Here is a 23368-nt window from a genome sequence, read left to right as displayed (position 1 = left end):
TCAAATGGGCGCGGTTTAGGCTGGTTACCGGTCCGCGTTTTCGAATCTACGCGGTATGGGTCCTGATCGCATCCGCGGTCGTTCTTCAACGATGGTGCTCCGACCGGGACTATCAGTTCGACACAGAAACCGGGTACTACAGCATGGCTCCAAAAGCTCTCAGCCAGGTGCAACGTTTGGCCGATCGCTCTCCGAGCATCACCGGGCCGGAGATCGTGGCCGAGTTGGTTCCGCCGCCCCAGTTCGAGCACGCCTCCTTCGCGTCGTACCGACCTGACCTGAACTTCCCCTCGCAGCTCGAGGCCGTGGAACGGCTGGGCACCTTTGCCGGAGCCTGGCTGGCCCAGCGGCCCAGCGGCTTCTTCTCCCGCACCCGCAAGCCCAAGCCGGAGCTGCCGGGCATCTACCTGGACGGTGGTTTCGGCGTCGGCAAGACCCACCTGCTGGCCGCGCTCTGGCATGCCGCCCCGGGACCGAAATACTTCGGCACCTTCATCGAGTACACCGCACTGGTGGGAGCACTCGGCTACGCAGCCACCGTCAGGCAGCTCTCCGGCGCCCGCCTGATCTGCATCGACGAGTTCGAACTCGACGACCCGGGCGACACCATGCTGATGACCCGGCTTCTGGGCGAGCTCGTGGCCTCGGGTACCCGCGTCGCCGCCACGTCGAACACGCCGCCGAATTCGCTGGGCGAGGGGCGTTTCGCCGCGATCGACTTCCTTCGCGAGATCCAGGCGATGTCCGCGAACTTCGAGATCGTGCGTATCGACGGCCTCGACTACCGCAGGCGCGACATCGAGGGCCACGCCATCGCCGTGCCCCGGGACGAAGTGGACCAGCTGGTGCCCGCCCTGGTCGAACGCGGCTCCACGGTGACCCGGGACGACTTCGGCGACCTGATCCGACATCTCAGCACGGTGCATCCGTCGAAGTACATCAAGTTGATCCACGGCATCGACGTCATCGCCCTGACCGATGTGTACCTGCTGACCGACCAGACGGATGCCCTCAGGCTGGTCGCCTTCATCGACCGGGTCTACGACGCGGAGATTCCGATCATCGCCAACGGGCAGCCCCTGAACGAGGTCTTCGACGAGGAGATGCTCTCCGGCGGTTACCGGAAGAAGTACCAGCGGTCCCAGTCCCGTCTCGTGGCGCTGACCACAGGTGAGCTTCCACCGCACGACTGACCCACGACTGATCGAGGCCGGACCACCGCTCTGCCTGCCGGAAACGCGATGTTAACACCGTCGCTCGGCGCGTAACGCGGGCGAAACATCCGCGCGCACTCACCGAAACCTCACAACTTCAAACTGACTCTGTACCCGCCGAGACACGATCAACCGCTCACCCTGTGCACGTCGACGGCAATCACTGTTAGTTAGCGAGAGGTAACCATATCCATGGTTCAACTGTCAGTCCTGTTGGACGCCACAACTGATGAAATAGCCCTGAATCTCAATTCCCTGTGGCTCCTCGTCGCGGCCGCCCTCGTGCTTCTGATGACTCCCGGTGTTGCCTTCTTCTACGGCGGAATGGTGAAGGCGAAGAGCGTCATCAGCATGATGATGATGAGCTTCGGCGCGATGGGCGTTGTCGGTGTGCTGTGGGTGCTCTACGGCTACGGGCTCGTCTTCGGCCCGCCGCTGATCCCCGGTTTCCTCGGCAACCCGTCCGGGCTGCTCGGCCTGAGTGGGCTGCTCGGCGCCGGGGAAGACGGATCCCTCTCTCCCGACCTGAACGGGCTGGCGTTCGCCGGCTTCCAGGCCACCTTCGCCATCATCACCGTCGCACTGATCTCTGGTGCGATCGCCGACCGTGCCAAGTTCGGCGCCTGGTTGATCTTCGCCGCCGTGTGGTCGACCCTGGTGTATTTCCCGGTCGCCTACTGGGTCTTCAACCTCGCCGACGGCTGGGCTCCCGCCGCTCTTGGGGTCAACGACTTCGCCGGCGGCACCGCCGTGCACATCAACGCCGGTGCAGCCGGTCTGGCTCTCGCCTTGGTGCTCGGCAAGCGGGTGGGTTTCAAGAAAGGCATCTCCAAGCCCCACAACGTTCCGCTCACCCTCCTCGGTGCCTCGCTCCTGTGGTTCGGCTGGTTCGGTTTCAATGCCGGCTCCGAAGCCGCCGTCGACGGTGTCGCCGCCCTCGCCTGGATCAACACGCTCGTCGCTCCCGCCGCCGGTATTCTCGGCTGGCTGATCGTCGAGAAGATCAAGGACGGCAAGCCCACCTCGATCGGTGCCGCCTCGGGTGCCGTCGCCGGGCTCGTCGCCGTCACCCCTGCCTGTAACATCCTCACCCCGTTCTGGGCGATCGTCCTCGGAGTCCTCGTCGGAGCGGTGTGCGCGGTTGCCATCGACCTGAAGTTCAAGTGGGGCTTCGACGACTCGCTCGACGTGGTGGGCATCCACCTCATCGGTGGCATGATCGGAACGCTCTACATCGGTATCTTCGGGTCGGGCATCGGCCTGCTCGACACCGGCAGCCTCAACCAGCTCTGGGTGCAGTTTGTCGCAGCCTTCGGCATCGCGATCTTCTCCTTCGTGATGGCCTACGGCATCGGCGTGATCATTCAGAAGACGATCGGCTTCCGAATCAACAACGAAGACGAGGTGGCCGGAGTGGACACCATCGTGCACGGTGAAGAAGGCTACGCGCTCGACGCCGTCTAACCATGAAGCAGCACCGCCCTGTGCGTGCTGTCCTATTCGGTGGCTGTCCTATTCGGTGTAGGACGACCTCGACAGCGCCTGGGACTTCAGGGCGTCGAACTCGGCCGGGGTGATCGCGCCCGCATCGTGCAGAGCCTTCGCCCGGCCGATCTCCTCCGTGGGCCCGGCACTGGTTCCGGCGACACTGCGGATGCACTGATCGGTCTGCGCCTGGTACTCCCTCGACTCCGTGGAACTGCGTGCACCCTAGCCGTGGGGCAGGCCGAGAGCCACGGTGACGAGGCTGAACGACCACTCGGGGCCGCGAATGGAGGACGCGTCTCTATGACCTCGCATCGGGTACCGGCTCAGATGGCGCTTCCGGGCGCAGCCCTGACACCGGGAGCCGTGACACCTGCAGCGTCGTCACCGGCTGCACCGTCACCGGGGGTCGGCACGCCGATCCCGGCTCCGTCGACCGCTGAGGTGAAACGGCCGCGGCTTGATGGTGCATTTCATCGGCTCATCGCCGGCGAAGCGCGCTGCGTCTGCGTGTGGGCTGCGGCAGGCTCCGGGAAGATGACCCTGCTGGCGTCCTGGGCTGGCCGTTTTCACCGGAACGGGGAGTCGGTCACCTGGGTACGCGCGCAGCCGGGCCGGTTCCGTCCCGCTGATGTCTGGCGGCAGGTCGGGCGGCGCTCGGGGGTGTCAGGCGACGGGGACACCCGGTACGTGTTCATCGGTGGGTTGGACCGTGTCGAAGCGGATCGGCCGGGCTGGTGGGCGAGCTGGTCGCGTCGGTGCCCGAGGGCATCCGTCTCGTGGTCGCCGGGCGCACTCGGCCGTGCGCAGGGCCGACGCGACTGCGCGGCGACGGCTCCATGGTCGACGTGCCGCCGGCGGACCTGGCGTTCGATCGGAGCGAGCTGCTGCTGATCGTGCCGTTCCTGCACGGGAGGAACGATTCCGCACGGCTGGTGGTGGATTTCGACGGTGACGATCCGGCGGTGGCCGGTTTCCTCCGGTCGGAGATCATCGCCGGCTGAGCTGACGGTGACGAGAACACGAAGCTGCGCGCCGCCGTCAGGCCTGTCCTCTCGGTCGACCTGGCCGTCGAGGTGACGAAGCGAGCGGATGCCGGGGCTGGGCTGGACCGGCTGGCCGGGCCCAGCGCACTTATCACCAGGGAGAGCGGCGACGACACCAGGGCGTATCGCATCCACTCGATCCTGCTGGCCTATCTGCAGGGCGAGGTGCGGCGACGTGACTTCGTGGCGGCGGCGGCTCACGAGACCGCGGCCCGGTGGTTCGCGCGCCGCGCCGACGGTCAAAACGCTCTCGAGCAGGCGCTTGCTGCCGGGCTGCCCGTCCTCGCCGCCGAGATGCTCGATGCTTTCGGTCTCGATCTCGTGCTCAGGGGAACGCCCGACCTCGTCCTCCGTGCCCTGGCAGAGCCGGCCGCGCGCGCCGGAACCCAGGTGCATCCGTGGCGGCGTCCCTGAGGCTGCTCCTGGACGCGCCGTACTTTCCCGACCGGGGGCAGGCCGACCACCTGCTGGCGGAGCTCGAGGCGGTGGGGCTCGCGTCCGGCGGCAGTGCGGAGATCTGGACCTTCGTGATCGACGCGCTTGCCGCCTTCTTCGCAGCGACGCCTGACGAAATCCGGGACCGTCTGGCCAGGCTGGGCGCCGTCCGCGCCGCACCGGGGCGGCGAGACCTCGGTGTCGACCTGCTGGCCGCCACCGCGGAGACCTGGTGCCGCGCCGGTCTGGGCGCGGCGGAGCGAGCCGAAGCGGGACTGCGAATGGTCGCTGTGACCGCGCGGAATGCCGGTAACCAATGGCTGTTCCTTCTTGCCGGCGACCTCGCCGCCGTGTCGGCCTCCCGCCGGGGCGACTGGGCCCGCGCCGGTCTCATCGACGATCAACTCGCTCGGGCGACGGATGCCGCAGGGCGCCCGGCCACGGGTGCCGTGGCATCCGTGGCGGGGGCGGCGTTCGACCGCGCAGCGGCCCGCGCCTCGGTCTCGCTCCAGATCCGCCGGTACGAACGCTGCGAGCCGATCGATCAGGGCGTGCTGGAACGGCTTGTCGCGGCCGACCCTCTGGTGTGCGATTCCGGACTGATCGTGCCCGCCCAGACCTTCCTGTCCCTGTCGGCACCGGCGGCGGACCCGAGGCGGCGATCGGTGCTCGAGAATCTGAACGGCTTGATGCGGGAGAATGCGGACGCCCACCCGCGTGTGCCGAGCCTGTGCTGCATCCCCTGGTTCGAGCTGACCGGTGCGCTGGACGGGCGGGCCGAGGCCCGACGTGTCACGCTCCTGGTGGAGAACGTGCTGGGTACGGACTCGTTGGAGGCCGTGCTGCTCCGCTCCCTGGCGTACCCGCCGGCCCCGGGCCGCCACGGCGCCGGTGGGCGGCTGGAAGCCGCCGCAACGCCGGCCGCCCGGTGTTGGCGCGGGTCCACGCTCGTGAGCGCCTGGATCGTGCTCGCCGGCATCGCTGAGGAGAGTGAACGATCTGCCGAAGCGGATGCCCGTCTGGCTCGGGCGCCGCGCCTGGCTGAGCAGCTGCGGGACCTCGACGGTTTCGCAAGCCGGATTGTGACTCGGTCCGCTCAGGCGCCGGGGGAGAATTGCCCAGCCCCAGCCCCAGCCCCAGCCCCAGCCCCAGCCCCAGCCCCAGCCCCAGCCCCAGCCCCAGCCCCGGCCCCGGTCGCACCGCTCACCGAGCGGGAGCGGGTGCTGCTGCGCGAGCTGCCCTTCCATCAATCCGTGGCGGACATCGACCGCAAGCACAATGTGAGCCCGAACACCGTCAAAACTTATCTGCGCAACATCTATCAGAAGCTTGAGGACACCGACCGCACCCGGGCCGTGACTATTGCTCAGGAGCGCGGCCTGCTCTGACCTGCACCCCCCGAATGGGAATGGTTCCGCCTGACCCAGACCACTAGGCTTCGAGGGTCTCGTGCCCGCGCGCGCCGCGCGAAGTGCCAGGCCACGTGCATGATCTTCGTGCCGGCGGAACGGAAGGACCCCATGTTTGAATTCCTGCTCAGCCCCATCCCCGGTCTCATCATGCTGTGTATCGTCGTCTTCCTGATCGGCCTGTTCTATGCCAAGAGCGTCTACAAGAACGCCGGGCCGGACGAAGCCCTGATCATCACCGGCAAGAAATCGAAGAAGACCATCGTCGACGGCGCCACGCTGGAGGAATCCGGGCAACGCGTCGTGCACGGCCAAGGCGTGTTCATCACCCCGTTCTTCCAGAAGGCGTTCAAGATCAGCCTGCGCAGCCGGGCGATCGAGATCACGGCCGTCGCCCAGGACCAGAACGGCGTCACTCTCACCGTGGAAGCAGTCGCCATTGTGAAGGTCGGCGACGACCCGGCCGCCATTCGTGCCGCCGCGCAGAGGTTTCTCGGCCAGGACAAGAACATCGACGGCTTCGCACAGGAAGTACTGTCGGGATCCCTGCGGTCGTCGATCGGTGGCACGAACGTGATGACCATCATCCAGAAGCGCGACGAGCTCGGCTCCTCGGTGCTGGCGACCGCCCGGGAGTCCCTGGCCAACCAGGGCGTCGACGTGGACTCGTTCGAGATTAAGGGCATCACTGACGAGAACGACTACATCCGGGACCTCGGACGCGCCGAGCAGGCTAAGGTGCGGCGCCAGGCCGAGGTTGCCGAGCACGCGGCCAACCGGGAGGCACAGGAGGCCGCCATTCTGGCCGAGCAGGCCATCGCCGAGGCCCAGAACACGCTCGCACTTCGAAAAGCGGCGCTGCAGCTGGACACCGACAAGGCCGCCGCCGAAGCCGCCGCGGCCAAGCCGCTGGCCGAGGCCAAGGCCCAGCAGGCCATCGTGCAGGAGCAGGAGCTCACCGCCCAGCGGCGCGCATCTCTCCGCAAGGCCGAGCTTGAGTCCGAGGTCAACGCGATCGCCGACGCCGAGGCGTACCGCATCCGGGTGACCGCCATCGCGGCGGCGGAGGCCGCCGTGGCCGGCGCGAACGCCGACCGCGACAGCCGCATCGCCAACGCCGAGGCCCTCCGCGCGGAGGGGCAGGCCGAGGCCGACGCCATCCTCGCCCGCGGTACCGCTGAGGCGACCGCTACCCGGCTGTCCGCCGAGGCCGTCGCCGAGCAGAGTGAGGCGCTGATCCAGCTTCGCATGGTGGAAATGCTGCCCGAGATCGCCCGCGAGCTGGCCGCTCCGATGTCGAACATCGACAACCTGACGGTCATCTCCACGGATGGCGCCAGCCAACTGACCAAGAATGTCGCTTCCGGTATCACCGAGGTCGACGGCGTGCTCAAGTCGACCATGGGTATCGGCATCCGGGAACTGCTCGGCAACCTCGTCGGTGGAGCCGCTGTCGGAGCGGCCGCGACCAAAACCGCCAAGCCACAGGCCTCACTCACGACCGCCCAGCAGGCCGACGTCGACAGCGCTCTGGCCGCGCCGGCCGTCGAGGCATAGCACGCAGTCAGGTCGGACGCTGATTCAGGCCTTCGCGCCTGGATCGCTCGCATTTCGAGGGCGTCGACCTGGTCCCGGTGCGAGTAGCGTTGATGTTCACAGAATGCCGCAGTCCGGTCCGCATGGGCTCGGGAACAAGGGGAGATTTCCAGATGACGGATGCCGCGATGGACCCGGTCTCGGCCGTTGCGCCCCTGCTGGCCGGGCGAGCGTCCTCGAGCCAGCGCTGGTCGAATCTGATATTCGTGCACTGGCGCGTGGACGCCGCTCTCGTGGCTCCGCTGCTGCCGGACGGTCTCGTGCCCGACGAATTCGACGGCGCTAGCTGGGTTGGGCTGATCCCGTTCGTGCTGGACCGGGCCACCGTCTTCGGCAGTCCGCCCATTCCCTACTTCGGCACCTTCGTTGAGGTGAACGTGCGCCTGTACGCGGTGGATGCGAACGGGCACCGCGGCGTGGTCTTCGTCTCGCTGGAGGCCTCCCGGCTGGCGGCTGTGCTGGCGGCCCGGGCATTGTTCTCGATCCCGTACATGTGGTCCCGCACCAAGCTTGAGGTCGGGGCGGGGGAGTACCGCTACACCGCGCGCCGACACCTGGCCGCCGGGGCGCACACCGAGATCGTGGTGCGGCCGACTGCCCGCCCGGTCGTCGGCGACCCGCTCGCCGATTTCCTGACCGCCCGCTGGGCTCTATTCACCCGTACGCGTGGCCGCACGGTGCACCTGCGCAACCACCATGAGCCGTGGGAGCTCTTCGAGGCCGAACTGGTGAGCCTTGACGACACCCTGCTCGCCGTGGCGGGGTTCCCCGGGCTGGCCGGACGCGAGCCGGATTCCGTGCTGTATTCGCCCGGGGTCACCACCTGGTTCGGCGCCGCCGGCTGAGTCGCGGGCCGACGCTATCGAGGCAAGGTAGGACGGGGCGTTCGCTCGGCGGGCGGAACCGGTCGAGGCGCGCGTCGCTTCGGGCTGGCCCGCGCCGTGTTGGAGCCGGGTGAGATCAGTTGTCAGCATGCGAGGGTGGTGATCGTTCAGGCGTGGTCGGTGCCGACGAGGTGAGGCCGGCGTTCGAGGTGGAGGTTCTGCGTTCGGCAGGCAGGTTGCCGGCGTCGAAGTTGACGTACCAGGCCCCGCGGCATGGCGTCGCGGACGCTCTACGACCGTGCTGAGAAGGTGGCGCTGCGGTCCGATCGCCGCGGAGACGGCCCGGCGGATCGCGGTCGGGTGCCGAGCTTCACCCGGATTCTGGTGCGTCCGGAGGCGGGGGCGGTGCTCTTGGTCGGCCGCGACCGGTAGATGGTGCCGGAAGACCCGAAACGGTTCCTGCGGGTGTGGGTCAAACCTGCCGGTTTCCAGGCTGCAACCGGTCGGTCGCAAACTGCGATATCGAGCATTCCCTGGATTGATAGTTCGATGGGCTGACCGCGCACGACAATCCGGCACGTCTGTCTGCGGGCTGTCATGCGCTGACGAGCGAGACCGGTTGGCGGGTGTTGCACCGCGGCGGCGGCTTACGTGAGTGGACGTCGCCGACGGGGCGCAGGCTCGTGAGCGAGCCTGCCAGGGTCATCCGCTCGGCTCCGACCGAACCGTCGAGCTCCTGGTGCGCCACCATGCCACGATCATGAGCGTAGTGCTGCTGGTCATCGGCGCGGCCCTGATCGGAGGGGGCCGGTCCGATCGGGGAAGCCCCCGGCCCGACCACCTGCGCCGAGGATGTCGCCTGGGTCGCACTCTCCCGGGTGCAGCCCCACGATCGACATCTCGTGCGCATGCTCGCGCATGGAGTCGACCGCAACCGTCAAGCCGCGTTACGCGGACTCAACGCGGTCTGACACAGCGCGGACTTCATGAGCGTTGTCGTCGCCAGCGTGAGAGCGGCAGGCTCTCCCGAACGAATTCGACGGTGATTTTGTCAAAATCGGCCCTAAATCGTTTGGAAATCCCGTTTTTCCGGAGAATCTCCGTCGAATTGGTTCCGGCTGCTCACCCAGCGAGACCCCAGTGGCACAATCATGGGCTGGGGCTGGGGCTGGGGCTGGGGCTGGGGCTGGGGCTGGGGCTGGGGCTGGGGCTGGGGCTCGGGCCCAGACCCGGGCCCAGCTCACCCGAGCACAGACGCGAAGGCGGCATTTGGGATACTCGGAGAATGGTCGACGTCACCCTCACCCTTCCCGCCGGCGCTGTGCTCCTTCGGCGCGCCCTGTCCCAGGATCTGTCTGCAATCGTGGGGCTTCTCGCCGACGACTCCATCAGCGCTTCCCGAGGCGACGCCGACCGGCCGGAAGATCGCGTCGCCTACGAACGGGCATTCGCCGCAATCGACGCAGATCCGGCCCAACAGTTGCTGGTCGCGACGTCGCTTTTGGGCGAGGTGCTGGCCACCATGCAGCTCACCGTCATCCCTGGGCTCGCCCGTGTCGGGTCCACCCGGTTGCAGATCGAGGCCGTCCGGGTTCGCTCGGATCAGAGGAGCCGCGGGCTCGGCGGAGCCATGATTCGGTGGGCCGTGCAGAATGCCCCGGCCTTCGGGGCTCAACTCGTCCAGCTCACGTCGGACGCAGCGCGCGTCGACGCGCACCGGTTCTATGAACGGCTGGGCTTCACCGCGTCCCACGTGGGCTTCAAACACGCCGTGCCGACGGTCTCCTGACGGCAGCACCCTCGCGGGGCAGGATCAGGCAAGCAGACCGAGGAGCCGTCCGGCGAACCCTGCGCATGCGATCGTCGCGGTGAAGAACACGGCCACCCAGACCACGCCCGGGATGTGGGTCAGACGGGCCAGCTGGTCGGCGTCGGAGGCGGTACCGCGGCTCCGCGACCGGGACCGCTGGAGCTCGACCACGGTGCGCACAGCCCCGAGCAGCAGAAACGCCGTGATCAGCAGGGCGAAGACGCTCTGCACCGGAGGAGTGCCGAACCAGGTGATGCCGAAGACCAGTCCAGCGGTAACGAGGACGGACCACAGTCCGAACCAGTTGCGGATCTGCACGAGCAGCAGTGCCAGGGCCGCCAGCGACAGCCACAACAGGCCGATGTCGTAGCCGAGGCTGAGCATCCGTGCCGCGCCGAGCCCCAGCAGGGCAGGGGCGGTATAGCCGGCCAGCAGGGTCAGCACCATGCCGGGTCCGCGCGGGCGTCCGCTGCTGACGGTCAACCCCGAGGTGTCGGAATGCAGACGGATACCGCCGAGCCGGCGACCGCTCACCGTCGCGACCACCGCATGGCCGCCCTCGTGCGCGATCGTGATGACGTGGCGGGTGACCCGCCACGCGGCCGGCACCAGCACGAGCACGGCAGCGGCCGCGATGGTCAGCCAGGCCGTGATCGCGGGCAGAGGCTCGTTTCGGGCGGAGAGTTGCCCCCAGAGATCGACAAGCCCGTCCATGGATTTCAGCCTAGATTACCTTGGGCGGGAGCTTTATACTGATCGCAAAAGCTGGATACGAGTGAAAGGACGGTCCCCATGAGTGCTTCGGACAAGATGAAGAACTCGGCCGAGGAAGCCGTGGGCAAGGCAAAGGAGGCCGCCGGCAAATTGACCGACAACGAGCGGCTGGAAGCCGAGGGCAAGGCTGAACAGGCCAGGGCAAACCTCAAGCAGGCCGGTGAGAACGTCAAGGACGCCGTCACTGATTGAGTCGAATCCGCATCTCCACACCATCAGTGCACGTCAATCAAAAGAAAGGACGGCGAGCAGGATGAACGTAATCCTCGTCATTGTTGCCATCATCGCCATCGCGCTTCTGTTCACCGGAGGGTTCGTCGAGTCGCTCAACTTCCTAATCTGGGTCGGCATCGTGCTCGTCGTGATCGCGCTGATCGTCTGGCTTGCCCGGACGATCTCCGGGAAGCGGGCCTGACCGGGCCGCGCATGTGGTCTCCAACCCGTACCGAGAAAAAGAAAAAGCCCCGACTTTCGGGGCTTTTTCTTGGCTGTGGGCGATACCGGACTCGAACCGATGACCTCTTCCGTGTGAAGGAAGCGCGCTACCAACTGCGCCAATCGCCCCTGTGGCCTCGTACTGTAGCCACAAGTCTCGATACTAACCCAGACCGGGTGGAAGGCGCACATCGTGGGGGCCTCAACACGCCGGAACGACTCGGTTTGAATATGAACAGGACTATCGGCTAGAGTCTTCCAAGCGCGCAGAAATGCGGGCAGTTGCGGATGTGGCGCAGTGGTAGCGCATCACCTTGCCAAGGTGAGGGTCGCGAGTTCGAATCTCGTCATCCGCTCGAATGGGATCGGCCGCGAGGCCGGTTTCTTTCGGTACGAATCCCAAGTGGTGGGTTGGCCGAGAGGCGAGGCAACGGCCTGCAAAGCCGTGTACACGGGTTCGAATCCCGTATCCACCTCCAATCCCGGAAGTCGCAATGCAGGAATGATTTTCAGGAAATGGGCGATTGGCGCAGCGGTAGCGCGCTTCCCTGACACGGAAGAGGTCACTGGTTCGATCCCAGTATCGCCCACAGAGTTGGGAAACAGATAACCCCCGGTAAAGCGGGGGTTTTTTTGCCCGCACAGCACCGGAAATCCAGGTGCAGTCGGGCCTTCCTCGGGCTCGCCGCGATGAATCGCCGGGGAGGGTGCGGCGGGTTCGGCCGGAATCGGCTAGAGTCTTTCAAGTCAGCGGAAACGTTGATAAGTGCGGATGTGGCGCAGTGGTAGCGCATCACCTTGCCAAGGTGAGGGTCGCGAGTTCGAATCTCGTCATCCGCTCGAATGGAATCGGCCGCAAAGCCGGTTCTTTTTGGTACGAATCGTATGTGGTGGGTTGGCCGAGAGGCGAGGCAGCGGCCTGCAAAGCCGTGTACACGGGTTCGAATCCCGTATCCACCTCCACTTCTGGATTGTCTTTTCAGAGAATGGGCGATTGGCGCAGCGGTAGCGCGCTTCCCTGACACGGAAGAGGTCACTGGTTCGATCCCAGTATCGCCCACAGGCAAACCCCCGGTAACTCGGGGGTTTTTCTTTGCCCAAAATGGCCGTGCCCGTCGTGGTCGAGGCGCGCCGCTAAAGTTATTGGGGTTCGAACAATACTGAAGGAGTAATACACGTGGCTGACGGCTTTGAGCTATTCACCGACCGGTCCGTTGTCGCAATGCGCGTCAACGGCGAGCTCAAGGATCTCGCCACGACGGTGACTCCGACGGATGTCGTCGAACCGGTGACCATCGGCTCGCCCGACGGCCTCAGCATCCTGCGCCACTCGGCCGCGCACGTGCTCGCACAGGCCGTGCAGACCGTGAACCCGGCGGCGCGCCTGGGCATCGGCCCGCCCGTCACCGATGGTTTCTACTACGACTTCGACGTTGAAGAGGCATTCACCCCCGAGGACATCAAGTCGCTCGAGAAGGCCATGGACCGCATCATCCGCCAGGGCCAGCGGTTCGTGCGCCGCGTCGTCACCGACGACCAGGCCCGGGACGAACTCGCCGCCGAGCCGTACAAGCTCGAACTGATCGGGCTCAAGGGCGGAGCCGCCGAGACCGTCGACAACGAGTCGGTCGAGGTCGGCGGCGCCGAACTCACCATTTACGACAACGTGGACCCGAAGACGGGGGAGACGCTCTGGAAAGACCTCTGCCGCGGTCCCCACCTGCCGAACACGCGCATGATCGGCAACGGCTACTCCCTGACCCGTCTGGCCGCCGCCTACTGGCGCGGGTCCGAGAAGAACCCGCAGCTGCAGCGCATCTACGGCACCGCCTGGGCCACCAAGGACGAACTGCGGGCCTACCAAGCCCGCCAGGAGGAGGCCGCCAAGCGCGACCATCGCAAGCTCGGCGCCGAACTCGACCTCTTCAGCTTCCCCGAGGAGATCGGCTCCGGCCTGCCCGTCTTCCACCCCAGGGGCGGCATCATCCGTCAGGAGATGGAGAACTACTCCCGCAAGCGCCACACCGAGGCCGGCTACGACTTCGTCTACACGCCGCACATCACCAAGTCGAACCTGTTCGAGACGTCCGGTCACCTCGACTGGTACGCCGATGGCATGTTCCCGCCGATGAGACTCGACGCGGAGTACGACGCCGACGGCCACATGACCCGTCAGGGCGTCGACTACTACCTCAAGCCGATGAACTGCCCGTTCCACAACCTGATCTTCCGCTCCAGTGGCCGCAGCTACCGCGACCTGCCCATGCGCCTGTTCGAATTCGGCTCGGTCTACCGCTACGAGAAGTCCGGCGTCGTGCACGGCCTCACCCGCGTGCGCGGCATGACCCAGGACGACGCGCACATCTACACGACCCGCGAAGGCATGAAAGAGGAGCTCACCAGCACCCTCAACTTCGTGCTCAAGCTGCTCGCCGACTACGGCCTCGAGGACTACTACCTCGAGCTCTCCACGAAGGACCCGAAGAAGTTCGTCGGCACCGACGAGGCCTGGGCGGAAGCGACCGACACCTTGCGCGAAGTCGCCGAAGCATCCGGTCTCGAACTCGTGGCCGACCCGGGCGGCGCCGCCTTCTACGGCCCGAAGATCTCCGTGCAGGCCCGCGACGCGATCGGCCGCACCTGGCAGATGTCCACCATCCAGCTGGACTTCAACCTGCCGGAACGGTTCGACCTCGAGTACACCGCCTCCGACGGCTCCCGCCAGCGCCCGGTGATGATCCACCGGGCCCTGTTCGGTTCGATCGAACGCTTCTTCGCCGTGCTCACCGAGCACTACGCCGGGGCGTTCCCGGTGTGGCTGTCCCCGGTGCAGGTCGTCGGCATCCCCGTGTCCGAGCAATACGGTCCATACCTCGACGAAATCATCGGCCGGCTCGAGACGGCAGGCGTGCGCGCCCAGGTCGACCACTCCGACGACCGCATGCAGAAGAAGATCCGCAACCACACCAAGGCGAAGGTGCCCTTCCAGCTGATCGTCGGCGAGGATGACCGCTCCAATCGCTCGGTGAGCTTCCGGTTCCGCGACGGCACCCAGGAGAACGGCGTACCGGCCGACGAGGCCATCCGTCGCATCATCGCCGCGATCCATGCGCGCGCGCAGGTCACGACCCAGGGCCAGGTCTGAGATGGACACGCACAGCGACGAGTTCGAGGGGCTCGAGCAGTCGTCCGAGTTCGCCGCGGTTCCGGATGCCTTCCAACGGCTATGGACCCCGCACCGCCTGGTCTACATCCAGGACGGCCAGCAGCCGCACCCGGATGACTGCCCCTTCTGCCTGGCCCCGAGCATGACCGACGAGAAGGCACTGATTGTGGCCCGCGGCACGCACGCCTACGTGTTGCTGAACCTGTTCCCGTATAACAGCGGGCATCTGCTGGTCTGTCCGTACCGGCACGTCGCGACTTACGATGAGGCCAGTCCGGAGGAGGTCGCCGAGATCGGCAGTCTCACCCAGGTGGCCATGCGTGTGCTCAAGGCGGTGTCGCACTGCGACGGCTTCAACATCGGCATGAACCAAGGCCGAATTGCCGGCGCGGGCATTGCCGAGCACCTACACCAGCACATCGTTCCCCGCTGGGCGCTCGACTCGAACTTCTTCCCGATCATCGCCGGAACGAAGGCGATTCCCCGTCTTCTGGGCGATGTGCGGCGCGAAGTCGCCGAGGGCTGGCCCCAGGATGGCAACTAGCCGTATATACCCCTCCACCGGCACCCGCCGGGCGGAATCGACACCACCCAAGGAATAGAATCAAAGCTATGACTGAAACCACTTCCGCCTTTGGTTCGAGCCGCGTCAAGCGTGGTCTCGCCGACATGATGAAGGGCGGCGTCATCATGGACGTCGTCAACGCCGAGCAGGCTCGCATCGCCGAGGACGCCGGTGCTGTCGCCGTCATGGCCCTTGAGCGCGTTCCCGCCGACATCCGTTCCCAGGGTGGCGTTGCCCGCATGAGCGACCCCGACCTGATCGACAGCATCATCGCCGAGGTATCCATCCCGGTGATGGCCAAGGCGCGCATCGGCCACTTCGTCGAAGCTCAAATCCTTCAGGCCCTGAACGTCGATTACATCGACGAGTCCGAGGTGCTGAGCCCGGCTGACTACGTCAACCACATCGACAAGTGGAACTTCACGGTCCCGTTCGTCTGTGGCGCGACCAACCTGGGTGAGGCGCTTCGCCGCATCAACGAGGGCGCGGCCATGATCAGGTCCAAGGGCGAAGCCGGCACCGGCGACGTCTCGGAGGCCATGAAGCACATCCGCACCATCAAGGGTGAGGTCGCCCGCCTGTCGGCTCTGACCAAGGACGAACTGTACGTCGCCGCGAAGGAACTGCAGGCGCCGTACGAACTCGTCGCCGAGATCGCCGCCACCGGCAAGCTCCCCGTCGTGCTCTTCGTCGCGGGTGGCGTGGCCACCCCCGCCGACGCGGCCCTGATGATGCAGATGGGTGCGGACGGTGTATTCGTCGGCTCCGGCATCTTCAAGTCGGGCAACCCGCAGGCCCGCGCCAACGCCATCGTCAAGGCCGTCACCTTCTACGACGACCCCAGCGTCATCGCATCCGTCTCGCGCGGACTCGGCGAGGCCATGGTCGGCATCAACGTGTCCGATCTGGCTGCGCCGCACCGCCTCTCAGAGCGCGGCTGGTAGATACCCGTTCGTGAGCGTTGGAGTTCTCGCCCTGCAGGGTGACTTTCGTGAGCACGCCGAGGTACTGCGGTCCCTCGGCGCCGAAGTCGAACTCATCCGCCGCCCAGAGGAACTGGACCGCATCAGCGGGCTCGTGATCCCCGGCGGCGAATCCAGCGTCATGGACAAACTGGCCCGCGCGTTCGGCGTGGCGGAACCGCTGGCCGAGGCCGTGCGGGCCGGCCTGCCCGTCTACGGCACCTGCGCGGGCCTGATCATGCTCGCCGACACCGTCATCGACGGGATCGAAGGGCAGCAGAGCATCGGCGGCTTCGACATCGCCGTGCGTCGCAACGCCTTCGGTTCGCAGACGCTCTCTTTCGAGACCGACCTCGACGTGCCGGTGCTCGGTGAGCCGCCGGTGCACGCCATTTTCATCCGCGCCCCCGTGGTGGAGTCCGTCGGGACCCGGGCCCGCGCGATAGCCACGCTCTCGGACGGGCGCTGCGTCGCGGTCGAGCAGGACAACCTGCTCGGAACCTCATTCCACCCCGAGATCACCGGGGAGCACCGGTTCCACGACTATTTCCTGCAGAAGGTGGCCACCGCCGGCTTCCGCTACTAGGCTCCGGTCATGGCCGGCTGGGTGGCGCTCCTGCGCGGAATCAACGTCAACGGGATCACGATCACGATGACGGACCTGCGGGCCGTGTTCCGCGGGCTCGGCTACACGGATGTCCGCACGGTTCTGGCCAGCGGTAACGTGCTCTTCACGGCGGGCGAGACGGATGCCGCGGCCCTCAAGGCCACAATCGAACGCGCTCTCTCCGACAACTTCGGTTATCAGGCGTGGATCGTGCTGCTCGGCGTCGACGCACTCGACATGGTGGCGCGGGCGTTCCCATTCGATGCGGAGCGGGACGGTTGGCATCCGTATGTCGTGTTCGGATCGGCGCGGACCGCGCTCGACGAACTGCTCGAGGCGGCTGGGGAACCGGACCCGGAAACGGAGCAGGTTCGGCCCGGAACCGGCGTGCTCTACTGGCAGGTGCGCCGAAGCATCGGCATCAACAGTCCGTTCAGCAAGCTGAGCGGCAAGGCCCGGTACCGGTCGACCACCACCACCCGCAACCTCCGCACCCTGAACAAACTGATCGCCGCGGCCCCGGGCGCGTGAAGCCCGGCCCATCAGGCATCGCGGGTTAGAATGAGGCGCACCTCACGGTGCAGCGACCAATGGCACCAGTAGTGCAGCGACCAGCACGGCGGCGGCACCTCCGCGCCAATCGACAGCCACGTCACGACAGCCAAAGACAACGGGAGACTTATGTCCGGACATTCCAAGTGGGCGACAACAAAGCACCAGAAGGCGGTCACCGACTCGCGTCGGGCCAAGGCCTTCGCCAAGTTGATCAAGAACATCGAAGTCGCGGCCCGCATGGGTGGCGCCGACCTGTCGGGCAACCCGACCCTGGTCGACGCGATCCAGAAAGCCAAGAAGACCTCTGTTCCCAACGACAACATTGACCGTGCCGTCAAGCGCGGCGCCGGCCTGTCTGGCGAAGTAGTCGACTACACCACCATCATGTATGAGGGCTACGCCGCGCACGGCGTCGCCGTCATGATCGAGTGTTTGACCGACAACAAGAACCGCGCGGCCGCCGAGGTGCGCACCACCATGTCCAGAAACGGCGGCAACATGGCCGACCCCGGCAGCGTCGCGTACAACTTCCACCGCAAGGGCATCGTCGTCGTGCCGAAGAGCAACGGCCTCAGCGAAGATGACGTGCTCCTCGCCGTGCTCGACGCGGGCGCCGAAGAGGTCGTCGACGACGGTGAGAAGTTCGAGGTTTTCAGCGAAGCGCACGATCTCGTCCCGACCCGGACCGCCCTGCAGACCGCCGGGATCGACTACGACTCCGCCGACATCGCGTTCGTGCCCCAGCTCAAGGTAGAGGTCGACGCCGAAACCGCCCGCAAGGTGTTCCGACTGATCGACGCCCTCGAAGAACTTGACGACGTGCAGAACATCTACAGTAACTACGACGTGTCGCCCGAGGTCGTCGCGGAGCTTCAGGCCGAAGCCGAGTAGCGCGCTGTGTCGGTCCGGGTTCTGGGCATCGATCCCGGGCTGACCCGCTGCGGCGTCGGAATCGTAGACGTCGCCGCCAACCGATCCGCGTCCCTGGTCGACGTGACCGTGCTGCGCAGCTCGCCGGACTTGCCGCTCGAGCAGAGGCTCCTGCTGATCAGCCGGGGCCTGGAAGACCTGCTCGACCGGCACAAGCCGGCGGTCGTCGCCATCGAGAGGGTGTTCGCTCAGGACAATGTCAGCACCGTGATGGGCACCGCCCAGCTGAGCGGCGTCGCGCTGCTCCTGGCCGCTCAGCGTGGGCTGACGGTCACCCTGCACACCCCGAGCGAGGTCAAGGCAGCCATCACCGGCTACGGGTCCGCCGACAAAGCCCAGGTCGGCGCCATGGTGGCGCGGGTGCTGGGCCTGGCCGAGGTGCCCAAGCCCGCGGATGCCGCAGACGCGCTGGCCATCGCGATCTGCCATGCCTGGCGCACCGGGGCGGCCGGCGGCACCCTGCCCACCAGCGCCGACGTGGTCCCCGGCACCCTGACCCCGGCCCAGAAGGCGTGGCGCGCCGCCGAGCGCAGCGCAGTGTCGCCGGTGCCCCGTAGTCTGAAGCGGTGATTGCTTCCGTTCGTGGCCTTGTCCTGTCTGCCGTGGGTTCCACGGCCGTGATCGAGGTCGGGGGAGTCGGTCTGGCCGTACAGGTCACCCCGGCCACTGCGCTCTCCCTGCGCGTCGGCACGGAGGCCCGGCTTTCGACCACCCTTATCGTGCGCGAGGACTCGCTCACCCTCTTCGGATTCCCGTCCGCCGACGAACTCGAGGTCTTCGAGCTTTTGGTCGGCGTCACCGGGGTCGGCCCGAAATCGGCCCTCGGCGTACTCGCGGTGCTCAGCCCCGTCCAGATCGCGCAGGCCGTCTCGGCAGAAGACGACGGCGCTTTCCGCAAGGTCAGCGGCATCGGCCCGAAAACGGCCAAACTGATCGTGCTCTCCCTGGCCGGCAAGGTGTTCGTGACCGTCACGGCCGCGGCATCCGCCCGCCCGGAGCCCACCAGCGTGTCGGCGAACGTGCAGGCCGCCCTGATCGGGCTCGGCTGGTCGGAGAAGGTGGCCGCCGAGGCCGTCGACGAGACCCTCGCGGAGACCGTGGAACCCGGGCAGGTCGGCGTCGCAGCGCTCCTTCGCCTCGTACTCGTCAGGCTCGGCCCGGCCCAGCAGGCATCGGAGCGTCGCCCGTGACCGGCGCACAGGGTCTGGCCGGAGATCCCGGCGTGGAGCTCACCAAGCCGGAACTCGGGGGCGACGCCGAACTTGCCTTCGAGGGTGCCCTCCGTCCGCGCAGCCTCGGCGAGTTCGTCGGCCAGCAGAAGGTTCGCGGGCAGCTGCAGCTGCTCCTGACCGCCGCTACCATGCAGAGCCGCACTCCCGACCACATCCTTCTGGCCGGCCCGCCCGGACTCGGCAAGACCACTTTGGCCATGATCATCGCCTACGAGGGCAACCGCCCGCTGCGGATGTCCAGCGGCCCGGCCATCCAGCACGCCGGTGATCTGGCGGCGGTACTCTCCTCGCTGGTGCCCGGCGAGGTGCTGTTCATCGACGAAATCCACCGCATGGCCCGCTCGGCCGAGGAGATGCTCTATCTGGCGATGGAGGACTTCCGCATCGACATCATGGTCGGCAAAGGCGCCGGCGCCACCTCGGTTCCCCTCGACCTGGCACCGTTCACCCTGGTTGGCGCCACGACCCGGTCCGGACTGCTGCCCAACCCACTGCGCGACCGGTTCGGCTTCACCGCCCACCTCGAGTTCTACACCGACGACGAACTCGAGCAGGTGCTCGGCCGGGCAGCCAAGCTGCTCGACCTGTCGATCGACACGGCCGCCACCGCCGAGATCGCCGGTCGGTGCCGCGGCACGCCCAGAATCGCCAACCGCCTGCTCCGGCGGGTGCGGGACTACGCGCTGGTGCACGGTGGAGACGCCGATGTGGCCGCGGTGCACGCGGCTCTCGAGCTGTACGACGTCGACGCCATCGGGCTCGACCGGCTCGACCGGGAGGTGATGCGCATCATCCTGACCCGTTTTGGGGGAGGGCCGGTGGGTCTGAACACGCTCGCGGTGTCCGTGGGGGAGGAGTCCGAGACCATCGAGGCCGTCGTGGAGCCGTTCCTGGTGCGGATCGGCTTCCTGATGCGCACCCCGCGCGGCCGGGTGGCGACCGCGGAAGCGTGGCGGCATTTCGGCCTGACGGCGCCTCTGGTGGGCGGGCCGCCAATCCCTCTTATGCTGGATGACCTATAATTCGAGTTGGTTCGCTTCGAACCACTCGTGCTGGTTCCCCCGAGCCAGACGCACAGACTTCGGCCCTCGCGCCGCAACCGGAAGGTCCCACAGTTTTATGGATCCGTTGACTCTCGTCATGCTCGCCGTTCTCGCGGCGCTCGTGTTCTTCATGTTCCGCAACAGCCGCAAACGCCAGAAGGACCTCGCTGCCCTGCAGGCCCAGATGGTCGTCGGCGCCGAGGTCATGACCAACTTCGGCATGTACGGAACCATTCTCGCGATTGACGAGGAGGCGAACAAGGTTGCCCTCGAGATCGCTCCGGGAACCGTCGTGCAGCTGCACCGTCAGACCATCGCCCGCGTGGTGGAACCGATCGTGGCCGAGCCCGAAGATGAGGGCGTCGCCGAGCTGAACCAGGGCAGCGCCACCGTTATGGGCGAACCTGACTTCGGTCAGCGCGTCGCCGACACCGACGAAGAGCCTAAAAAGGGCGACGCCTAACCAATCCCTCTCCATGCCCGCGCCTCGGCGCGGGCATGAGCATGAGCATAGAAAGCTGAGTTCTCTGGTGGCAAAGTCGTCTCCGGCCAAGAAGGCCTGGCGTTCCCTCACGTGGCTGGGTGTGATCATCGTCGGCCTGATTGCGCTCAACACGGCCGGCGTGCTCACCGGCGGCGGATCCTGGACGCCCAAGCTGGCACTGGACCTCGAGGGCGGCACGCAGATCATCCTCGCGCCGAAGCTCGAGTCCGGGCAGTCCGTCTCCTCGGAGCAGCTCAACGAGGCCGTGAAGATCATTCGGCAGCGCATCGACTCGGCAGGCGTCTCCGAGGCGGAGATCAACACCCAGGGCGGCCAGAACATCGTCGTGTCCATCCCCGGCGTGCCGGACGACGCGACGATCAACCGAATCGAGTCCTCAGCCAAGCTCGAGTTCCGCCCGGTGCTCGTGGCCGGTGCCCCGTCCGCGGCCAGCGTCGGTGAAAACGTTGTCGGAGAGGACGGGGTCGCGACCCCGGTACCGACCCCCACGGTCGACCCGAGTCTGGAAAGCACCCCGACCGCGGTGCCCACCGACGGGAGCGACCTGAACTGGATCACCCCCGCGCTCCAGGCCCAGTACGAGGCCTTCGATTGCAGCAAGATCGATACCACCAATGTGGCACCGGCGGCGGAGCCGCTTGTCACCTGTGAGGCCGACGGCTCCATCAAGTACATCCTCGGCCCGGTCGAAGTCAGCGGCGAGAACGTCTCCGACGCGACCAACGGCCAGCAGACCACGCAGAGCGGCGCCACGACCGGTGAATGGGTCGTCAACATCACCTTCGACGGAACCGGAACCAAGGCCTTCGCCGACGTCAGCACCCGGCTGAATGCGCTCACCGCAGCGCAGAACCAGTTCGCGATCGTGCTCGACGGCAACGTCATCTCGGCCCCGCGCACCCTGGCGGCCATCACCGACGGCAACGCGCAGATCAGCGGTGACTTCGACCAGGACTCGTCGAAGGCCCTCGCCGACCAGCTCAAGTTCGGCGCCCTGCCGATCAGCTTCACGGTGCAGAGCCAGGACACCATCTCGGCGACCCTGGGCTCGAGCCAGCTCACCGGCGGCCTGATCGCAGGCCTGATCGGACTCGTACTGGTCGTGCTCTACTCGCTGATCCAGTATCGCCTGCTCGGCCTCGTCACCGTGGCGTCGCTCACGGTCGCCGCGATCATCACCTACCTGCTGATCACGATCCTGTCCTGGCGCGAGGGCTACCGGCTGTCGTTGGCCGGCGTCGCGGGTCTGATCGTCGCGATCGGCATCACCGCCGACTCCTTCATCGTCTACTTCGAGCGGGTGCGTGATGAGCTGCGGGACGGACGAGGGCTCGAATCCTCCGTCGAGGCCGGCTGGAAGCGCGCCCTGCGCACCATCCTCGCCTCCGACGCGGTCAACATCTTGGCCGCCGGCGTCCTGTTCATCGTCGCCGTCGGCAACGTCAAGGGCTTCGCCCTCACCCTGGGGCTGACCACCCTCGTCGACGTGCTCGTGGTCATGCTCTTCACCCACCCGATGCTCCAGCTGCTGGCGCGCACGAAGTTCTTCAGCGACGGACACAAGTTCAGCGGCCTCGACCCGCGGGCCCTGGGCGCGACCTACCGCGGGCGGGCGAAATTCCGTCCCTCGGATGACCTCCCTTCCGCCAAACTGTCCTCGGCCAGCCGTGAGGCAGCCAAGCGCCAGACCATCGCCGAGCGCAAGGCGTCAGAACTCGTCGGTTCCAGTGCGGATCGAACGACCGACGGGAAGGATTCCTAATGGCTAGCTTTTCCCAGTTCGGCAACGACCTGCACACCGGCAAGCGCTCGTTCGACATCGTCGGGCGGCGCAAGACCTGGTACCTGGTCGCGGTCGTGGCACTCTTCGTGGCCATCGTCGTTCCCCAGCTGCGTGGCGGCTTCGTCTTCGGCATCGAGTTCACGGGAGGCTCCGAGTTCAAGATCTCCCAGGTCGCCGACCAGGACCAGCGAGCTGCCGCCGATGCCGTGACCGAGGTCGTCCCGTTGGCGACGCCCAGGGTGTCGAGCGTCAGCACCACCGGCATCCGCGTGCAGACCGACCAGCTCACCAGCGACGAGACTCGGGAGATTCGCGCCGCGCTGGCGGATGCCTACGCCGTGCCGATCGAGCAGGTCACCGCGTCCTTCATCGGTCCGGTCTGGGGCCAGGACATCACCGGCCAGGCCGTGCGCGGACTCCTCATCTTCCTCGTGCTCGCCGCCATCGGCATGGCACTGTACTTCCGCACCTGGAAGATGTCGGTCGCGGCCATGACCGCGCTGATGCACGACCTCGTCATCACCGCCGGGATCTACGGCATCACCGGTTTCGAAATCACCCCGGCCGCCGTGATCGGATTTCTCACGATCCTCGGCTACTCGCTCTACGACACGGTCGTGGTCTTCGACAAGATCCGCGAGAACACCTCGGAGGCGGGCGCCGAGACGCGCACGTTGGCCGAATCCGTGAACCTGGCCGTCAACCAGACCCTGGTGCGCTCGATCAACACCTCCGTCGTCGCGGTGCTGCCGGTCGCCTCGATCCTCTTCATCGGAACGCTCGTGCTCGGGGCAGGAACCCTTCGGGACATCTCGTTGGCACTTCTGATCGGCATCGTCGCCGGCGCCTACTCGACGATCTTCATCGCGTCGCCGCTGTACGCTCAAATCCGCTCCGCGGAGCCGGCCGTGCGCCGGGCCGACCAGAAGGTTCTCGCCCAGCGGGCGAAGGCCGGCCCCGCGCTGAAGGTGGCCGCCGAAGTCAGCACCTAG

25 protein-coding genes and 7 tRNA genes are annotated in these 23368 nt (G+C 66.7%); 28 read left to right on the top strand and 4 right to left on the bottom strand.

Annotation, left to right across the window (positions count from 1 at the left end):
* Positions 1-143 precede the first annotated feature (143 nt).
* Both zapE and E3T34_RS06230 read left to right on the top strand, forming a co-directional pair.
* Positions 144-1193, top strand: coding sequence for a cell division protein ZapE (gene zapE / locus E3T34_RS06235; RefSeq protein WP_134342483.1), 1050 nt, complete (start codon positions 144-146; stop codon positions 1191-1193).
* A gap of 213 nt (positions 1194-1406) precedes the next feature.
* On the top strand, positions 1407-2678 hold the full coding sequence (locus E3T34_RS06230) for an ammonium transporter (protein WP_134342482.1): 1272 nt from the start codon (positions 1407-1409) through the stop codon (positions 2676-2678).
* 48 nt (positions 2679-2726) lie between these two features.
* Here E3T34_RS06230 and E3T34_RS16430 read toward each other — a convergent pair whose 3' ends face one another.
* Positions 2727-2828 (bottom strand): SHOCT domain-containing protein, encoded by a 102-nt coding sequence (locus tag E3T34_RS16430; protein ID WP_255409010.1) that lies wholly within the window; start codon positions 2826-2828, stop codon positions 2727-2729.
* Between the two features lie 608 nt (positions 2829-3436).
* Here E3T34_RS16430 and E3T34_RS06220 point away from each other — a divergent pair.
* From E3T34_RS06220 to E3T34_RS06200, 5 genes are all read left to right on the top strand, one after another.
* Positions 3437-3703 (top strand): hypothetical protein, encoded by a 267-nt coding sequence (locus E3T34_RS06220; protein ID WP_134342481.1) that lies wholly within the window; start codon positions 3437-3439, stop codon positions 3701-3703.
* A 72-nt stretch (positions 3704-3775) separates the two neighbouring features.
* Positions 3776-4159 (top strand): hypothetical protein, encoded by a 384-nt coding sequence (locus tag E3T34_RS06215; RefSeq protein ID WP_134342480.1) that lies wholly within the window; start codon positions 3776-3778, stop codon positions 4157-4159.
* Positions 4144-5568 (top strand): LuxR C-terminal-related transcriptional regulator, encoded by a 1425-nt coding sequence (locus E3T34_RS15985; RefSeq protein ID WP_198412266.1) that lies wholly within the window; start codon positions 4144-4146, stop codon positions 5566-5568. The genes E3T34_RS06215 and E3T34_RS15985 overlap by 16 nt, the downstream gene beginning before the upstream one ends.
* Before the next feature lie 132 nt (positions 5569-5700).
* A complete protein-coding gene (locus E3T34_RS06205) occupies positions 5701-7146 on the top strand; it encodes a flotillin family protein (RefSeq protein WP_166785842.1) in 1446 nt (481 codons plus the stop codon).
* Positions 7147-7298: 152 nt separating this feature from the next.
* Positions 7299-8030, top strand: coding sequence for a YqjF family protein (locus E3T34_RS06200; protein WP_104099625.1), 732 nt, complete (start codon positions 7299-7301; stop codon positions 8028-8030).
* Positions 8031-8604: 574 nt separating this feature from the next.
* On the opposite strand, the gene E3T34_RS15780 is transcribed toward E3T34_RS06200, so the two are convergent.
* A complete protein-coding gene (locus tag E3T34_RS15780) occupies positions 8605-8760 on the bottom strand; it encodes a hypothetical protein (RefSeq protein WP_166785841.1) in 156 nt (51 codons plus the stop codon).
* 534 nt (positions 8761-9294) lie between these two features.
* Here E3T34_RS15780 and E3T34_RS06195 point away from each other — a divergent pair.
* Positions 9295-9798, top strand: coding sequence for a GNAT family N-acetyltransferase (locus tag E3T34_RS06195; protein ID WP_104171045.1), 504 nt, complete (start codon positions 9295-9297; stop codon positions 9796-9798).
* 24 nt (positions 9799-9822) lie between these two features.
* On the opposite strand, the gene E3T34_RS06190 is transcribed toward E3T34_RS06195, so the two are convergent.
* A complete protein-coding gene (locus E3T34_RS06190) occupies positions 9823-10533 on the bottom strand; it encodes a M50 family metallopeptidase (protein WP_104100479.1) in 711 nt (236 codons plus the stop codon).
* Between the two features lie 78 nt (positions 10534-10611).
* Here E3T34_RS06190 and E3T34_RS06185 point away from each other — a divergent pair, with 78 nt between their 5' ends.
* Positions 10612-10785, top strand: a complete 174-nt coding sequence (locus E3T34_RS06185; protein WP_104100480.1) for a CsbD family protein — start codon at positions 10612-10614, stop codon at positions 10783-10785.
* 61 nt (positions 10786-10846) lie between these two features.
* Positions 10847-11008 (top strand): hypothetical protein, encoded by a 162-nt coding sequence (locus E3T34_RS06180; protein WP_134342478.1) that lies wholly within the window; start codon positions 10847-10849, stop codon positions 11006-11008.
* A 76-nt stretch (positions 11009-11084) separates the two neighbouring features.
* Here E3T34_RS06180 and E3T34_RS06175 read toward each other — a convergent pair.
* Positions 11085-11157 (bottom strand) — tRNA-Val (locus E3T34_RS06175).
* Between the two features lie 155 nt (positions 11158-11312).
* Here E3T34_RS06175 and E3T34_RS06170 point away from each other — a divergent pair.
* From E3T34_RS06170 to secF, 18 genes are all read left to right on the top strand, one after another.
* Positions 11313-11384, top strand: a tRNA-Gly gene (locus E3T34_RS06170).
* 49 nt (positions 11385-11433) lie between these two features.
* Positions 11434-11507 (top strand) — tRNA-Cys (locus E3T34_RS06165).
* A 39-nt stretch (positions 11508-11546) separates the two neighbouring features.
* Positions 11547-11618, top strand: a tRNA-Val gene (locus E3T34_RS06160).
* A gap of 178 nt (positions 11619-11796) precedes the next feature.
* Positions 11797-11868, top strand: a tRNA-Gly gene (locus tag E3T34_RS06155).
* 49 nt (positions 11869-11917) lie between these two features.
* Positions 11918-11991, top strand: a tRNA-Cys gene (locus tag E3T34_RS06150).
* 25 nt (positions 11992-12016) lie between these two features.
* Positions 12017-12088 (top strand) — tRNA-Val (locus tag E3T34_RS06145).
* A 162-nt stretch (positions 12089-12250) separates the two neighbouring features.
* A complete protein-coding gene (gene thrS / locus E3T34_RS06140; RefSeq protein ID WP_241977352.1) occupies positions 12251-14173 on the top strand; it encodes a threonine--tRNA ligase in 1923 nt (640 codons plus the stop codon).
* Between the two features lies 1 nt (position 14174).
* Positions 14175-14738, top strand: coding sequence for an HIT domain-containing protein (locus E3T34_RS06135; protein WP_104100482.1), 564 nt, complete (start codon positions 14175-14177; stop codon positions 14736-14738).
* A 68-nt stretch (positions 14739-14806) separates the two neighbouring features.
* Positions 14807-15703 carry a pyridoxal 5'-phosphate synthase lyase subunit PdxS gene (gene pdxS / locus E3T34_RS06130; RefSeq protein ID WP_104100483.1) on the top strand — a complete coding sequence of 299 codons (897 nt, stop codon included), beginning with the start codon at positions 14807-14809 and terminating at the stop codon, positions 15701-15703.
* A 10-nt stretch (positions 15704-15713) separates the two neighbouring features.
* Complete coding sequence (pdxT, locus tag E3T34_RS06125) at positions 15714-16307, top strand: pyridoxal 5'-phosphate synthase glutaminase subunit PdxT (RefSeq protein WP_134342476.1); 594 nt, start codon at positions 15714-15716, stop codon at positions 16305-16307.
* A gap of 9 nt (positions 16308-16316) precedes the next feature.
* A complete protein-coding gene (locus tag E3T34_RS06120; protein WP_134342475.1) occupies positions 16317-16859 on the top strand; it encodes a DUF1697 domain-containing protein in 543 nt (180 codons plus the stop codon).
* Between the two features lie 150 nt (positions 16860-17009).
* Positions 17010-17774, top strand: coding sequence for a YebC/PmpR family DNA-binding transcriptional regulator (locus E3T34_RS06115; protein ID WP_134342474.1), 765 nt, complete (start codon positions 17010-17012; stop codon positions 17772-17774).
* A 6-nt stretch (positions 17775-17780) separates the two neighbouring features.
* A complete protein-coding gene (ruvC, locus tag E3T34_RS06110; protein WP_104100487.1) occupies positions 17781-18383 on the top strand; it encodes a crossover junction endodeoxyribonuclease RuvC in 603 nt (200 codons plus the stop codon).
* The gene (ruvA, locus tag E3T34_RS06105) at positions 18380-19003 is read left to right on the top strand and encodes a Holliday junction branch migration protein RuvA (protein ID WP_134342473.1); all 624 of its coding nucleotides are present in this window, start codon (positions 18380-18382) and stop codon (positions 19001-19003) included. Before ruvC ends, ruvA begins: the two co-directional genes overlap by 4 nt.
* A 14-nt stretch (positions 19004-19017) precedes the next feature.
* A complete protein-coding gene (gene ruvB / locus E3T34_RS06100) occupies positions 19018-20067 on the top strand; it encodes a Holliday junction branch migration DNA helicase RuvB (RefSeq protein ID WP_369827955.1) in 1050 nt (349 codons plus the stop codon).
* A 97-nt stretch (positions 20068-20164) separates the two neighbouring features.
* The gene (gene yajC, locus E3T34_RS06095; RefSeq protein ID WP_104100489.1) at positions 20165-20551 is read left to right on the top strand and encodes a preprotein translocase subunit YajC; all 387 of its coding nucleotides are present in this window, start codon (positions 20165-20167) and stop codon (positions 20549-20551) included.
* A gap of 67 nt (positions 20552-20618) precedes the next feature.
* The gene (gene secD / locus E3T34_RS06090) at positions 20619-22355 is read left to right on the top strand and encodes a protein translocase subunit SecD (RefSeq protein WP_104100490.1); all 1737 of its coding nucleotides are present in this window, start codon (positions 20619-20621) and stop codon (positions 22353-22355) included.
* Positions 22355-23368: a protein translocase subunit SecF gene (secF, locus tag E3T34_RS06085; protein ID WP_104100491.1), complete on the top strand. Its 1014-nt coding sequence runs from the start codon at positions 22355-22357 to the stop codon at positions 23366-23368. Before secD ends, secF begins: the two co-directional genes overlap by 1 nt.

Source organism: Cryobacterium sp. TMT1-62 (genome assembly GCF_004403145.1).
Lineage (GTDB): Bacteria > Actinomycetota > Actinomycetes > Actinomycetales > Microbacteriaceae > Cryobacterium > Cryobacterium sandaracinum.
Note: the sequence above shows the minus strand (reverse complement) of the source record. Positions and strands in the feature narration are given on the sequence as shown.

Excerpts from the sequence above, each read along its gene's own strand:
- zapE (WP_134342483.1), top strand. The coding sequence starts at position 144 with ATGGCTCCAAAAGCTCTCAGCCAGGTGCAACGTTTGGCCGATCGCTCT.
- E3T34_RS06230 (WP_134342482.1), top strand. The coding sequence starts at position 1,407 with ATGGTTCAACTGTCAGTCCTGTTGGACGCCACAACTGATGAAATAGCC.
- E3T34_RS06205 (WP_166785842.1), top strand. The coding sequence starts at position 5,701 with ATGTTTGAATTCCTGCTCAGCCCCATCCCCGGTCTCATCATGCTGTGT.
- E3T34_RS06200 (WP_104099625.1), top strand. The coding sequence starts at position 7,299 with ATGACGGATGCCGCGATGGACCCGGTCTCGGCCGTTGCGCCCCTGCTG.
- E3T34_RS15780 (WP_166785841.1), bottom strand. The coding sequence starts at position 8,760 with ATGGTGGCGCACCAGGAGCTCGACGGTTCGGTCGGAGCCGAGCGGATG.
- E3T34_RS06195 (WP_104171045.1), top strand. The coding sequence starts at position 9,295 with ATGGTCGACGTCACCCTCACCCTTCCCGCCGGCGCTGTGCTCCTTCGG.
- E3T34_RS06190 (WP_104100479.1), bottom strand. The coding sequence starts at position 10,533 with ATGGACGGGCTTGTCGATCTCTGGGGGCAACTCTCCGCCCGAAACGAG.
- E3T34_RS06185 (WP_104100480.1), top strand. The coding sequence starts at position 10,612 with ATGAGTGCTTCGGACAAGATGAAGAACTCGGCCGAGGAAGCCGTGGGC.
- E3T34_RS06180 (WP_134342478.1), top strand. The coding sequence starts at position 10,847 with ATGAACGTAATCCTCGTCATTGTTGCCATCATCGCCATCGCGCTTCTG.
- thrS (WP_241977352.1), top strand. The coding sequence starts at position 12,251 with ATGCGCGTCAACGGCGAGCTCAAGGATCTCGCCACGACGGTGACTCCG.
- E3T34_RS06135 (WP_104100482.1), top strand. The coding sequence starts at position 14,175 with ATGGACACGCACAGCGACGAGTTCGAGGGGCTCGAGCAGTCGTCCGAG.
- pdxS (WP_104100483.1), top strand. The coding sequence starts at position 14,807 with ATGACTGAAACCACTTCCGCCTTTGGTTCGAGCCGCGTCAAGCGTGGT.
- E3T34_RS06120 (WP_134342475.1), top strand. The coding sequence starts at position 16,317 with ATGGCCGGCTGGGTGGCGCTCCTGCGCGGAATCAACGTCAACGGGATC.
- E3T34_RS06115 (WP_134342474.1), top strand. The coding sequence starts at position 17,010 with ATGTCCGGACATTCCAAGTGGGCGACAACAAAGCACCAGAAGGCGGTC.
- yajC (WP_104100489.1), top strand. The coding sequence starts at position 20,165 with ATGGATCCGTTGACTCTCGTCATGCTCGCCGTTCTCGCGGCGCTCGTG.
- secF (WP_104100491.1), top strand. The coding sequence starts at position 22,355 with ATGGCTAGCTTTTCCCAGTTCGGCAACGACCTGCACACCGGCAAGCGC.